Annotated in this window: 12 protein-coding genes; 4 read left to right on the top strand and 8 right to left on the bottom strand. The window is 51.5% G+C overall.

Annotated elements, in window-relative coordinates; translation table 11 throughout:
• Positions 1-223: 223 nt before the first annotated feature.
• The 3 genes from QJQ48_RS00795 to QJQ48_RS00785 form a co-directional block, all read right to left on the bottom strand.
• Positions 224-439 (bottom strand): DUF2839 domain-containing protein, encoded by a 216-nt coding sequence (locus tag QJQ48_RS00795; protein ID WP_346289269.1) that lies wholly within the window; start codon positions 437-439, stop codon positions 224-226.
• 76 nt (positions 440-515) lie between these two features.
• Positions 516-2,135 carry a helicase C-terminal domain-containing protein gene (locus tag QJQ48_RS00790; RefSeq protein ID WP_346289268.1) on the bottom strand — a complete coding sequence of 540 codons (1,620 nt, stop codon included), beginning with the start codon at positions 2,133-2,135 and terminating at the stop codon, positions 516-518.
• Between the two features lie 39 nt (positions 2,136-2,174).
• Positions 2,175-3,716 (bottom strand): pentapeptide repeat-containing protein, encoded by a 1,542-nt coding sequence (locus QJQ48_RS00785; RefSeq protein ID WP_346289267.1) that lies wholly within the window; start codon positions 3,714-3,716, stop codon positions 2,175-2,177.
• Between the two features lie 172 nt (positions 3,717-3,888).
• Here QJQ48_RS00785 and QJQ48_RS00780 point away from each other — a divergent pair, with 172 nt between their 5' ends.
• Together QJQ48_RS00780 and QJQ48_RS00775 are read left to right on the top strand one after the other, a co-directional pair.
• Positions 3,889-4,764, top strand: a complete 876-nt coding sequence (locus tag QJQ48_RS00780; protein WP_346289266.1) for a prephenate/arogenate dehydrogenase — start codon at positions 3,889-3,891, stop codon at positions 4,762-4,764.
• Between the two features lie 170 nt (positions 4,765-4,934).
• Positions 4,935-6,344 (top strand): MFS transporter, encoded by a 1,410-nt coding sequence (locus tag QJQ48_RS00775; protein ID WP_346289265.1) that lies wholly within the window; start codon positions 4,935-4,937, stop codon positions 6,342-6,344.
• A gap of 20 nt (positions 6,345-6,364) precedes the next feature.
• Here QJQ48_RS00775 and QJQ48_RS00770 read toward each other — a convergent pair whose 3' ends face one another.
• The 5 genes from QJQ48_RS00770 to nuoH all read right to left on the bottom strand — a co-directional run bounded on the left by QJQ48_RS00770 (position 6,365) and on the right by nuoH (position 10,292).
• Positions 6,365-7,285 (bottom strand): NAD(+) kinase, encoded by a 921-nt coding sequence (locus tag QJQ48_RS00770; RefSeq protein ID WP_346289264.1) that lies wholly within the window; start codon positions 7,283-7,285, stop codon positions 6,365-6,367.
• Between the two features lie 114 nt (positions 7,286-7,399).
• Positions 7,400-7,705 carry an NADH-quinone oxidoreductase subunit NuoK gene (nuoK, locus tag QJQ48_RS00765; protein WP_346289263.1) on the bottom strand — a complete coding sequence of 102 codons (306 nt, stop codon included), beginning with the start codon at positions 7,703-7,705 and terminating at the stop codon, positions 7,400-7,402.
• Positions 7,706-7,762: 57 nt separating this feature from the next.
• Positions 7,763-8,377: an NADH-quinone oxidoreductase subunit J gene (locus QJQ48_RS00760; RefSeq protein ID WP_346289262.1), complete on the bottom strand. Its 615-nt coding sequence runs from the start codon at positions 8,375-8,377 to the stop codon at positions 7,763-7,765.
• Positions 8,378-8,450: 73 nt separating this feature from the next.
• Entirely contained in the window at positions 8,451-9,065 is a 615-nt protein-coding gene (gene ndhI, locus QJQ48_RS00755; RefSeq protein WP_346289261.1) for an NAD(P)H-quinone oxidoreductase subunit I, read from the bottom strand.
• A 108-nt stretch (positions 9,066-9,173) separates the two neighbouring features.
• A complete protein-coding gene (gene nuoH / locus QJQ48_RS00750) occupies positions 9,174-10,292 on the bottom strand; it encodes an NADH-quinone oxidoreductase subunit NuoH (protein ID WP_346289260.1) in 1,119 nt (372 codons plus the stop codon).
• A gap of 585 nt (positions 10,293-10,877) precedes the next feature.
• Between nuoH and QJQ48_RS00745 the strand changes: the two genes are divergently transcribed.
• The gene (locus QJQ48_RS00745; protein ID WP_346289259.1) at positions 10,878-12,008 is read left to right on the top strand and encodes a TRAP transporter substrate-binding protein; all 1,131 of its coding nucleotides are present in this window, start codon (positions 10,878-10,880) and stop codon (positions 12,006-12,008) included.
• A gap of 51 nt (positions 12,009-12,059) precedes the next feature.
• A complete protein-coding gene (locus QJQ48_RS00740) occupies positions 12,060-12,404 on the top strand; it encodes a hypothetical protein (RefSeq protein ID WP_346289258.1) in 345 nt (114 codons plus the stop codon).
• Positions 12,405-12,989 lie beyond the last annotated feature (585 nt).

The following is a 12,989-nucleotide window of genomic DNA, read 5'->3' as shown; positions in this document are numbered from 1 at the left end:
CACTGAAACGTACTGCTTAGATCACCCAATGACCTCGTTTTCCTTGAAAACTTCTGCTTTAAAGTACGTTTGATAGCCTGTCAGGTCAGTATCTAGTGTGACAATCATATTTTGATGATTCACTGCTGTCTGCGCGAGTGCCCACTTAGTTCTAGCCTAAAAACTACAGACTTGACCTGAGACTGTAGACAGACTTCAACAAACCGATAAGAAAGCTCATGCTTTAGTCAACAATTTCCCACCAGCCAAAGCCCGGTCCGATGAAGCGAATCAGGAGCCAGAGGACAATCATCAGGCCAATGCCAGCCCAAGCTCCTCTAGTAGACCACTTAACAAACTGATCGGCTTGACTTTTACGAATTGGCAGCCAGGGCAAAATATTTTTCTCTTGACCGTATTTTTCGCCTAGCTTTTCTTGGCGCCGCTTGGCTTCTCCCATAGTTAAATAACCTATTAGTATCTGTGCCTACTCCGACTCAGGCCGAAGATTGCTGAGAAAATTAGCTATCCTACCTCTAGTCTAGGATGCTGTAGCTATTATTCAACCAGCTAACATCGATATAGTTGGTGCGGGCAGCAGGGCTTAAAGCGGCAATAACCTGCTTGCCATAGCTGCGATAGTTAACTCGGTTGTCTAGCAGCGCGACAATGCCCTGCCGCTCTCGGACTGGAGCGATCGCCCTTTGTAGTTCAGAAAGCGCCTCTGGTAGCAAATAGAGCCGAAACCAGTCTTGGCGCTGTCGCTTATAAAAGGCCACTCGGTTAGCGACTGCCGGATTTTCCAATGACGGAATCGGTAAAGTAGTGATGATTAAGAGCTGGGGAGCAGGCAGCAAATGCTGGTGTGTTTTCCAGAACTGCCAGCTAGCCACCAACACCCCATTGTCATCTAGACAGGTTTTTTCAACCTGGACTCTAGAACCAAACTCAGCCGCCAAATCTGCTCCGAGCTGATACTGCAGGGGCATATCGCTTACCAGGATGACACTCAAACCAGAGCTGTCTGCTGTGCGGGTCAAGAGCTGGCGAATTTCCTGGCGCAGGGCAAACTGAAATTCTCGCGTGTTGGGCAAAGGCAGGCGATCGGGCAGATAGAGCTGAATTACTTCCTGCTGGCGATCTAGGGAAAACTTGAGACAGGTTAAATCTGCTAACCCCAGACGCTGCCGGTAGGTAGAAGCCTGGGTATCTAAATCCATAGCCGCGCCAATGAGCACTACAGGCTGCTGATCCCAAACCTTCATCAGGGTTGGACTAATTTCGGCTGGGCCGCAGTGCAGCCAAAACTGTCCTTGCTGCCGATTAACGGTTGTCCAAATCAGTTTGTGGGGCTGCCAGTACTGCTGCCAAAATGTCTGCCAGCGAATGGGCATTCCTGCCTGCAGCGGCTCTGTAGCTGTGATTGACTGCTGCAGGCTCTGATAAAGCTGGCCGATGGCCTGCTGTTCGGGCTGCTCTAGCAGGTAACAGCTATAGGGGTTTTCTGGATGCTGGAAAATGGTGCGGGTAAGCTGTACTCGAATGTCGCGAATGGTGTCTTGGCAGTCAGGATAGGCCAGCATCAGACTATCCCAATCGGCACCAGCAACATTGACGGTAAGTTGCTGGCGAATCCAGGCTTCTAAATCATCAGCGCCATCAATCAGGACCGGAATGTTGCTAGGGAACTGAGTCTGAGCGCCGAGGCGATCGCTTAGCCAGGCTTCAGGTGAGGTGATCAACAATCCCCGATAGTTTTCGTCAGGCCAGCGATCGCTTACCTGAACTGGCTTGGTCGCTGGCATCCACTGGCGCAGACGCGGAATTTCCACCATCAGAATGCGCTGCTGCACCGCCTCTGGCAGGACCAAAATAGCCGCTCCCGGCCACAGTAAGCTGGGCATGAGATAGCTCAAACGGTGGCGTCCATGATAAGCCGATGAGCTACCGGCTTGGATTAACGCACTACGGCCTAAGCGGAAAGCCCTGGCGACCAGCCGCGCCATTGTCAGATGGTGGGGCCAATAAGGTTCGCCCTGCTCTCTTAAAAAGGCTCTCAGCCGTTGATGGACCTCTGCTTCAATCACGAATGTAGTGACATTAAACGGCACAATGAACTCCATTGTGGCATAAGCCTTTCGCAGGCAGGTAGTCACCGAGCCGCTGAGGCGCGCTCTTTGCTGGCTTTGAAACAGTTAATGGCAGGCAGAGAGAGACTGATGCATCTCCCGGATAAACGCTATAACGCTGAGGGAAGCAGGCGTTAAATGCTGACGGGGATAGATGGCAAAGCCCATGTCGTCTTGTTGAGGCCCCCGCACCCCAAAGCGGGAATTTTGATAAACTTCCAGCCACTGTCGATTAGAGTTTGTCAGACAGAGCTGGATCGGTACTTTCCAGTTTGGCAGCTGGGCTGCGCTTAAAAATTCTGTACTTTCTGCCTGCTGCACCAAATTGGTAAACTCCTGGGCTAGATTGGCCACATAGGGCTGCAGCGGCCTGCTGGAAGAGAGTTCCAGCTCAGCCGCCCGCATCAGATGGGTGAGATTCTTTTCAACCGCCCGATAATCTTGAAAAGGTAGAGCCGCTAGATAAGCCAGGGCAAAAAGATCTTTATTTTGTTGTAGCTGAAAAGTCAGGGTTGTTTTGCGGCTATGAATGAGAATATTGGGTGGCTGCTTGAGCAGATGAAAGCGTTGAGAAATTGTGTTGTAGGCTTTAGCTAGACTCAGATGCGCTGCTGGTGTTAAAGCCGCATCAAGATGGATAAGGACCTGGGGCGGTATCCGATCGAAAAAGCCCTCGGCCTCACTGGAATTGGCAAAATGATGTAGCTGACTGCGATCGCCTGTAGGACTTAGATCAACCCAGTCGCAGGACAAATCTGCTGTTTTAAGTTCAGCAAAAACAACTTCGTGTATCTTGCTGCCGGTCAAGGTAGCTGCCGTCAGATTAGAGTTGACGCAGGTGGCCGCAATCAGGTTGGCCTGACTTAAGTCTGCGTGAACCAGACTGGTGTTATACAAGTCCGCTTGGGAAAGGTTAGCACCCGTGAGGTTAGCGCCGCTAAGCTTGGCGTCAGTGAGATCGGCTTCGCGCAGGTCGGCACCGCTTAGATCAGCCCAGCGGAGATTAGCGCCTCTGAGATTGGCCCCGACTAGCTTAGCTGAGCGCAGATTGGCGTGTCTGAGATTAGCCTCAACTAAAACAGCACCGCTGAGATCGGCGCGGCTCAGATTGGCTGTATGCAGGTCAGCGGCCTTAAGCGTAGCTGCCGTTAAAATACTGTTGCGCAGGTCGGCGCGACCGAGGTTTGCCTGCATCAAGTTGGCCCACCGCAGACGTACTTCTCTCAAATCGGCTTCACTCAGGTTTGCTTGGCACAGGTTGGCATTGCTCAGCTCAGCTCGCAGCAGTTCTGCCCGAATTAGAGAGGCACCGCTGAGATCAGCGCCCACTAGAATAGCGCGAATCAAATTTGAGACATTGAGACTGGCCTGAATCAGTTTTGCCTGACTTAGATTTGCACCGCTGAGGCGAGTGACGTTCATATGAGCGTAGCTCAAATCGCTACGGCTGAAATTAACGCTGCTGAGATTGGCAACGTTGAGCTGGGCGCGTTTGAGATTGATTTCGGTTAGCGTTGCGCCTACTAAATGGGTTTCGTTTAAGTGGGCTGCCTCAAAATGACGCTGTCCGGCAGCGTATTTTTCTAATAGTTCCTCGGCCTTCATCATGACGCCTGCGATTAACGGTAGAGCCTGAATTCTGAGTAGAAAAGTTCAGCCGGAGCGATCGCCTGAGGCTGTTAACTGGGTTCGTTGTGCCAAATATGGCGTGCTTACGGAGACTTTGAGCCTTATCATGCCCTTCTGAGAAGCGTGAATTAGATTTTTGGGATTTTTGCTCATGAAGATTGGAATTGTTGGCTTGGGTTTGATTGGGGGGTCGTTAGGTTTAGATTTGCGGCAGCAGGGGCATGAGGTGATTGGCATTAGCCGTCGGGCTGAGACAGGCGATCTGGCCCTGCAGCGAGGGGTTGTTGACGCGGCTGCTACATCTTTAGAAGCGGTTGCCGCTGCTGAACTGATCTTTGTCTGTACGCCCATCGCCGCGATCGCCCCTACCATCCAGCAGCTCGCACTGGTTTTGCCCCATTCGGCAGTGATCACAGATGTCGGGTCTGTGAAAACGCATATCGTTGAGGCCGCTAGTGCCGTTTGGCCCAACTTCGTGGGCGGCCATCCTATGGCTGGAAAGGCGACAGCGGGCCTTGCGGTAGCGGAGGCGGGGCTGTTTAACCAGCGCCCCTATGTCCTGACCCCCACGGCTCTCACCCCGCCCGCAGCGATGGCTTTGGTTTTAGACGTGGTTGAGGCTTTAGGCTGCTATTCCTATCGCTGTGCGCCTGAAACTCACGATCGCGCCGTGGCCTGGATTTCTCATTTACCTGTGATGATCAGTTCAGGGCTGATTCAAGCCTGCCTTAGTGAAACTGATGCTGCCGTTCTACAGCTAGCCCAGCAGCTAGCCAGTTCCGGATTTAGAGACACTAGCCGCGTTGGCGGCGGCAATCCAGAACTGGGGTTGATGATGGCGCAGTTTAACCAGTCAGCTCTGCTGCAAGCTCTACACGGCTATCGCCAGCAGCTTGATCAAATGATTGAACATATAACTGCTCAGAACTGGACGGCGCTACAGGCCGCGCTGCAGCAAAGCCAGCAGGCCCGACCACAGTTCGTCGAGCCTCTCAATGACCTGTCTGTCGATAAACAGCTTAGGTAAACCGTCAGATGTCAGCTCTGCTACTAGCGGCTTGCTCAGCCTTAGCGCGACTCAGTTAGGCGTAAACGTGACTTTCTCAAAGCAAACGGCCAAGATCTCATCTATCTCTGGCACTCTAGAAGAAGGGCAAACTGTATTTAGCCTGTTTTATTCGGAGCATCAACACCAATATGGGATCGCCCAGCCTGGAGGGGACGGCTCAGCCAATTACCGAAAAGCTCGATCTGACGACGCGCCTAGCCTACGGAACGGGTGAAATTGCCGGTGCAATTCCCTCCAGCACGACAGCTCTTTTTCTGATCTTTTTTCTCACTAACGTCGCCGGTCTTAGCCCCATTTTGGCAGGCAGCGCTATGTTTCTCGGCAAAGTGTGGGATGCGCTGAGCGATCCGGTGATTGGCTGGCTCAGCGACCATACCCAATCGCGGTTAGGTCGGCGCTATCCCTGGATGCTGGGAGGGGCTATTCCCCTAGCGATCGCCTGTATCTTGTGCTGGCGTGTACCAGCGACTACTAGTCAGTGGGGGCTGTTTGCTTACTACGTTGCCGCTTCCATCCTGGCCTATTCTGGCTTTACCTGCGTCATGCTGCCTTTCTCTGCCCTAGCGGCGGAGCTAACGCAGGGCTACGATGAGCGGATTACCCTGATTAGCTTCAAATCTGCTTTTAGCATTGGGGGCAGCATTTTTGCGTTGGCTATGGCGCAGATTCTCTTTACCCAGATAGCTGAGCCAGAGCGGCAGTATCAGCTACTTGGGTTGGGCAGTGCGGTCTTGGTGATTTTGGCCGTTTTAGGCTGCGTAGCGGGCACCTATAAGCGCTACCGCCTCGTGCAAAAGTATCGGCCTCAAATGGCCACCGCAACCACCCTGCCCCTGTGGCAGCAGGTGCGAATTGCGGCCAGCAATCGCCCTTTTTTATGGGTAGCGGGCCTCTATTTATTCTCGTGGACGGGGGTGCAAATTTCAGTTGTGGTGCTGCTGTACTTTGTGGTGGACTGGATGGGGCTGTCTAAGTCTCATTTTGTCTGGATGGCTCTGGTTGTTCAAGCAACTGCCGTAGCGGCGACGTTTTTATGGAACTGGATTGGTCGCCACAGCGATAAGCGGACGCTCTATTTTTTGGGCGCGCCTTTTATCGTGGTTGCTCAGATTGGGCTCTTTGTAATTCAGCCAGGACAGATAGGCTGGATGTACGGCCTAGGCGTGCTCGCGGGCATCGGCACCGCTACCGTGTATCTAGTGCCCTGGTCAATGCTGCCCGATGTAGTGGATTTTGACGAGCTTAACACCGGCCAAAGGCGTGAAGGACTTTTCTATAGCTCAGTTGTCTTTTTGCAAAAAATGGGGATTGCGCTGGCCATCTTTATTACCAGTCAGGTCTTAGCCTGGGCTGGCTATATTGCCACCTCTGCAGATGAAGCGGCTGTAATTCAGCCTGACTCGGCGCTCTGGACGATTCGCATTATTATCGGCCCGATTTCAGCGATCGCCATTGCGGTTGGCCTCATCTTTGCCTACTACTATCCCATCACGCGCCAGGTACACACTGAAATCCTGCTGCAGCTGCGAGAGCGGTGACCGACAGGGCCAGCCCAGCGCTAGTTGCGGTGATTGTTGGCGTAATTGATTCTGGCCCCGGCCCACTGCAGCTTGTTGCGGAGAGTCTGATAGTAGGAATGATTCTTTCTTAAGATGATGAACTGAGCCGTACATTCAGCCGTGCGAATATCAACTCGGTGCCCTGGCCAAATTGCGGTAGCCATGACCCCGTCCATCCACAGCTTGGTGTTGAGTTCAGTATCTGCCAGAGGCCAGACGCTAACGACGCAGCCAGGAGGAATCACAACCGGACGGCTAGAAAGGCTAAGGGGACAAATTGGAGTGACAATGATGGCAGGTAAGCCAGGATGCACAATGGGGCCATTAGCGGCCACCGTGTAGCCGGTTGATCCTGTGGGCGTGCTGACTAGCAGGCCATCCCCCTGATACTGATCGACTACCTCACCGTCGATTTCCATTTCAAGGATGGAGGTAATCATGCGATCGGGAGAGGCGGGCTTGATGCACATTTCGTTGAGCGCTACATAGCGATCGCTCACCGGATCTAAATTGGTGCGATTGCCCGCAAAAATTTGCGCCTGTAACATCATGCGGCGCTCCACGGCAAATCGATCTTCACTCAGCCGCTGCCAAATTTCCGAAAAGTCGTCAAAAACGTCTGAGGACTCAGTCAGAAACCCTAAATGTCCGCCGATGTTGAGGGCCAGAATCGGAATACCGTCTGCGGCCAGGTGACGCGCCGCCGCCAGGGCCGTACCATCTCCTCCCAGCACGACGGCCAGATCGATCGGCTGGGTCGCAGAGGCCAAAAAAACCGGGTAGGGATTATCTTTAGGGCCGCTAGGCCCCATCAAAATTTTGCAGCCCCGTGCCTCTAGCTGCTTAGCACATTTTTCAGCCCAGCTCTGACTGAGACGATTCCCAGCTTTATGAACAATAATGACCTGCTTTAACTGCACGATTTGCTAGGCTTCAATTCACCACTGGCAAGACCCTATCAGATCTGACAGGGGCTGTACTGTAAGTCATGCACTACCCGATCCTGGAAAGGTTAGTTCCCCAGGCCAGTCAGCCTACCATTTCAGCAGGTTAAACTGCTCCATATCAACCGTGTCTCGATTGCGATAAATCGATAGCACAATAGCTAGGCCAACCGCCGCTTCAGCCGCTGCAATCGTGATCACAAACACAGCAAATACCTGCCCGGTCACCCCTTGTGGATCTAAAAAGTTAGAAAAAGCCATTAGGTTGAGGTTGACCGCGTTCAGCATTAGCTCAATAGACATCAGAACTCGAATGACGTTACGGCTGGTAACTAGGCCGTAGATGCCAATACAAAAAAGAGCGGCAGCCAGCAGCAGATAATATTGAAGCGTCATGGTTAATTTGTAAGCCCTTAATCTTCTATACAGCAGTTTATACAGCAGTTATGGAGTTTAATTGCTGCGCTCTGATTTAGCGGTGCTAGCCGCAGCCAGCTCTCGCGGTTTTTCGGGCAGCTTGAAGACTTCTGCCGTTGTTTCAGGTAGCTCATCGGGCAGGTATTCCCGCCGCGCTAGGATAATCGCGCCCACCAGCGCCATGAGCAGCAGGACTGAAGCCAGTTCAAAAGGCAGCAGGAAGTCACTGAAAAAGTGTTCGCCAATCAGGATGACTGAGCGATCGCCGGCTGCAACTTCTGAAGAAATATCCCAAGGTGTCGCTACCACCATTGAGCTGAGCAGCGTAAACAAGCCAGCACAAACAGCAGCCGTAGTCAGCTTGCCGACCCAGGCATTTGGCATGGACTTGAAGGCTTCTTGCTTATTCACCAGCATGATCCCGAACAGGATCAAGACGTTGACCGCTCCCACATAAATTAGGATTTGCGCTGCCGCGACAAAGCCCGCATTCAGTAGAACATAGAGGCCCGAAATGCTGATGAAAACCATCCCCAGCAAAAAAGCCGAATAGACAATATTTTCTAATAGCACCACGCCTAGGGCTGCCACTAGCATCATTGCCGCTAGCAGCATAAACGAGACGATCTGCACTCCTTCTGCTAAGTTCACAACCGTTGACTCCTTACAGATAGCTGGAAAGTTATTTGCTAATTGATGCTCTAGAAGTGACGTCAGGCTACGCTTACTGAGTATCCGCAGATTCCTCTTTACCTGCTTTAGCCTCCATCTCCTCTAAGATCTCTTGGGGTAGCTTGCCCGCCCGCCGGGAACTGCCAGGCAGTTCATGCGGATCCATAACGCCTTTGGGCAAGTAGGCCAGTTCCCGCAGAGGCGTGACCATCGGATCTTCAGTGACCTTGTAGGGCAGTCTACCTAACGCTACGTTGTCGTAGTTGAGTTCGTGGCGATCGTAGGCGGCCAGCTCATATTCCTCTGTCATGGAGAGGCAATTTGTTGGGCAGTACTCTACGCAGTTTCCGCAGAAAATACAAACGCCAAAATCAATGCTGTAGTGATTTAGCTTCTTTTTCTTAGAAGCTTTGTCAAACTCCCAGTCCACCACGGGTAAATTGATCGGACAAACCCGCACACAGACTTCACAGGCAATACACTTATCGAATTCAAAGTGAATGCGACCGCGAAAGCGTTCTGACGGAATCAGTTTTTCATAGGGATACTGCACCGTAACCGGACGCCGTCGTAAGTGATCAAACGTCACAGATAGCCCTTGACCTATATATTTTGCGGCTTGGGCCGTTCCTTTAGCGTAGTCACCGACTTGCTTAAGAAAATTCATTATTGAAAGAGTCCCTTCTGCAACGGGATTACAGTGTACAAAATTGTTGGTTTGAGCCACACGATTGACATGTAGACTCTGACCTAACAAAAAATTCAACGACTCTTATCATCCGCCGAAGGCAACTGGAAAAGCCAGCTTCAAAGCAGCCGTTAAAAGTAAGTTGACCAAAGACACGGGCAGCAAAAACTTCCAGCCCAGATCGAGCAGTTGGTCAATGCGCACACGGGGCACCGTCCAGCGCAACAGAATTGCTAAAAAGACCAGCAAATACGCCTTTGCCAAGGTCATCATCACGCCCAGAGAAGCGGTAATTATCTGTAGCCAAGCCGTATTTTCGCTGATTCCTGTCCAACGAGAAATAAGTTCTACGGGAATAAAGAAATCCCAGCCACCCAAATATAGAACCGCTACCAGCAGCGCTGAAAGCACTAGGTTAACGTAAGACCCTACAAAAAAGAGGCCAAACTTCATCCCAGAATATTCGGTCTGATAGCCAGCAACTAGCTCCTCTTCTGCTTCTGGTAGGTCAAAAGGCAAGCGTTCCGCTTCTGCTAGGGCCGCAATCCAAAAAATCAAAAAGCCTACTGGCTGACGCCAGATATTCCAGCCTAAGATGCCGTAGTTCGACTGCTGCTGCACAATGTCAATCGTGCTAAGGCTATTGGACATCAGCACGATTGCTAACACTGCTAGGGCCAGCGGAATTTCATAGCTAATGGACTGAGCTGCGGCCCGCAAACCGCCCAGCAGCGAGTACTTGTTATTAGACGAATAACCTGACATGAGCAAGCCAATCGGCGTGATGCTAGAGAGAGATATCCATAAAAAGATGCCTACTCCCAGATTGGTGATCACTAAGTTTTGACCAAAAGGCACAATCAAGAAGGATAAAAATACCGGGATGACAACGATCGCTGGCCCCAAAGTAAACAGCAGCGGATCCGACTTCGCCGGGGTAATGTCCTCTTTAAGAACAAGCTTCAAGCCGTCTGCCACTGCCTGTAGTGAACCCAGCGGCCCTACATACTCAGGTCCGATGCGCTGCTGAGCTGCCGCTGAAATTTTTCGCTCTAGCCAGACCGTGACAAAAATGCTCACGGTGGCTGAAACTAGAATCAAAAACATGGGTAACGGTAGCCACAAAGCTTTTGCAGCGCCGGCGGGCAACCCCAGGTCTATCAAGGCTTTGACGAAGGTGCCTTGGAGATCAATTCCTTGCTCCATATCTATCAAAGTTACTTTATGAAGTTTCTTTTACTGTGTCTATGGCCTAGTATATCCCCCGATTGGTATTTCTAAGGCTGCCATAGGGAAGAAGATTGGGCCTAAGCCATAAACGTTTTGTCGGCTTGCCTGCGTAGATTCTCTGATTGCTGCATCAGATTTTTATTCAGAATTCAGAGCTTTGCGTACAAGCCAGATTTTATAAACTGCCTATGATTGACTCTGAGCTTGAGTCGGTAGGCACAGTTAAACAGGAATTTAATGTAGGTTGCGGTTGAGGCCCGAAACCCAATATCCGCATGGGTTACGCTGTCGCTTCAGTGCAGCCATCCCAGAGGGCTTTACCCATCTTAATAGATAACTAGGTTTGCCTACTTTGGTAAAAAAGACGCAGCTGATAACTACAGCGTCATCTATGAAGTTTTTACTGAACTTCTCAGCGGCGGTCATTTGCCCAGGATGGTTGGGAAAACTATAGCTGAGTAAATTCGCTGATTTCCAGTTGGTGGCAGTTATTTCTGTATGAGATACAAGTAGGTCGGTTTGCTCCGTCTAGTCCACCCGTAATAGTTTCTGGTCAAATCTATGCGTCGCCGTCAATTCACGCAAGCCGCCGCTGCCGGAGTGGCTAGTTTTGGCTTAGCCCAATGTCAGCAGCAAACTGGGTCAAACTCCACACCGTCTTCTCGATCGCAGGCAGACTCGCCAGCTATCCGCTGGCGCATGGCTACTAGCTGGCCCAAGACGCTAGACATCATGTTTGGTGCGGCAGAGCTATTTTGTCGGCGAGTGAGCATTATTACTGAAGGGCAGTTTACGATTACGCCTTACGCCGCTGGCGAAATCACTTCGGGACTGGCCGTTCTAGAGGCCGTGGCGGCTGAGACAGTTGAGTGCGGCCATACCAGTAGTCATTATTACCTGGCAGAGAACCCGGCTTTGGCCTTCTCGTCTAGTGTTCCGTTTGGCCTGACGGCACAGCAGCAGAATGCCTGGCTTTTTCAGGGCGGCGGGCTGGAGGCTATGCAAAACCTGTACGCAGGCTTTGGTGTGATTAACTTTCCGGCAGGCAATACCGGGGGGCAGATGGGTGGCTGGTTCAATACTGAGGTGAACCGTCTAGCGGATTTGCAGGGACTTAAAATGCGAATTCCAGGACTGGGCGGACAAATTATGCGATCGCTGGGAGTCGAGGTGATTGTCCTAGCTGCTGATGAAATTGTGGCGGCCTTAACCAATCAGGAAATTGAAGCGGTTGAATGGGTTGGCCCCTACGATGATGAGCGTCTAGGACTAGACCAAGCTGCCAGCTACTATTACCAGCCTGGCTGGTGGAGTCCTTCAGAGACAGTAGACGTGTTGGTTAACTTAGCGCAGTGGCAACAGCTGCCCGCTAAATACCAGGATGTGCTTCGCCTAGCAGCAGCGGAGGTTAACTTAATCATGCTATCTCGCTACAACGCGGCTAATGGAGCTGCGCTCAAACGCGTTATTGCTAAAGGCACTCAGCTAAAGTCTTACAGCCCGGAAATTCTCGCGGCGGCTAATACGGCGGCGCTCGAATACTATGCGCAAACGGCTGAGGCAAACTCAGATTTCCGCCAAATTTATCAGCAGTGGCGGAAGTTCAAACAAGAGATTTCTCAGTGGAATCGTATCAACGAGTTCAGCTTTGCTGAATTTGCTTTTGAGGACAATCAGCTATTGCAGCTTTGATCATTGGCTTTGGCAAAATTTGTTGCTCGCATTAGGAAGCCTCAAGACACTATGAAACGTCGTCATTTCGTGGGAACTGCTACTGCTGCTAGCGGAGGTTTATTGGCACAGCGGAGCTATGCTCAAAACAATTCGGCTGCCGTTGACGGCTCCGCTCCGCTCGTTCAGTGGCGGATGGCCACGAGCTGGCCTAAATCTCTTGATATTGTTTTCGGCAGCGTTGATGCTATTTGTCGCCACGTCAGCACGGTCACGGATGGTCGCTTCACGATCACGCCCTATGCGGCAGATGAGATAGTGGCTGGCCTAAATGTTATGGATGCCTCGCTGGTAGGCACTGGCACGACTGCACCGCTGTTTATCGTAGTTGCGACGGCTTTTGTTATAGTTCTCTAAATCCGGTCGAGCACCGGTAGGCGGTGACTTGCTCGCCTCGCCTCGGCAGTTGCCGTCGGCTTAACAAAACTCGTATCGAGGCGACACGGTTATTTGGAGGCGATCGTCGTCATCGTCAAGGGTGCTTTACTGCTGCAAAGTATCACAGAACTCCGAAGGATTACGCTCGTTGTTTAAAACGGTTTCGGTTACTAGTTTCGACGTTATCGACTAACAGGAGTTTTCGTTTAAGTCGTTTCGACTTGAGCAACTATGCTAAGGTGACTCTTTAGAGAACAAACTTGAAGGCGGTGACGACTATTTAAACCGCCTTTAGACTCAAACGGAGTCGGCAAACGCGTATCATAAGCTCGCGGCGGCATAATCGGCGGCGCTCTTAAAGGCCCGACATTCTGAAATCGACTCACGGAAATCGTTATTGCGCAAACTCGCGTCGAGGTAATCGGCGCAACATCGCTCTATCGTACTAATTCAATTGGAGGCGACGACGATCCGCTTCGTGTAGGACCATAAATCGCCCGTCGACAACGGTGACGCGATTCAATTGGTTGTGCAGATGACAGAGACTTCCTGAGGTGGTCGGTC

Origin of the sequence: Sphaerothrix gracilis Ecp01, assembly GCF_030405905.1 — a bacterium.
GTDB classification, from domain to species: Bacteria; Cyanobacteriota; Cyanobacteriia; order Phormidesmidales; family Phormidesmidaceae; genus Sphaerothrix; species Sphaerothrix gracilis.
The sequence above is the reverse complement of the archived record's forward strand: the minus strand, read 5'-3'. Positions and strand labels throughout refer to the sequence as shown.

Coding starts and splice junctions, on each gene's coding strand:
- QJQ48_RS00795 (WP_346289269.1), bottom strand. CDS start 439: ATGGGAGAAGCCAAGCGGCGCCAAGAAAAGCTAGGCGAAAAATACGGT.
- QJQ48_RS00785 (WP_346289267.1), bottom strand. CDS start 3,716: ATGATGAAGGCCGAGGAACTATTAGAAAAATACGCTGCCGGACAGCGT.
- QJQ48_RS00780 (WP_346289266.1), top strand. CDS start 3,889: ATGAAGATTGGAATTGTTGGCTTGGGTTTGATTGGGGGGTCGTTAGGT.
- QJQ48_RS00775 (WP_346289265.1), top strand. CDS start 4,935: ATGGGATCGCCCAGCCTGGAGGGGACGGCTCAGCCAATTACCGAAAAG.
- nuoK (WP_346289263.1), bottom strand. CDS start 7,705: ATGACGCTTCAATATTATCTGCTGCTGGCTGCCGCTCTTTTTTGTATT.
- ndhI (WP_346289261.1), bottom strand. CDS start 9,065: ATGAATTTTCTTAAGCAAGTCGGTGACTACGCTAAAGGAACGGCCCAA.
- nuoH (WP_346289260.1), bottom strand. CDS start 10,292: ATGGAGCAAGGAATTGATCTCCAAGGCACCTTCGTCAAAGCCTTGATA.
- QJQ48_RS00745 (WP_346289259.1), top strand. CDS start 10,878: ATGCGTCGCCGTCAATTCACGCAAGCCGCCGCTGCCGGAGTGGCTAGT.
- QJQ48_RS00740 (WP_346289258.1), top strand. CDS start 12,060: ATGAAACGTCGTCATTTCGTGGGAACTGCTACTGCTGCTAGCGGAGGT.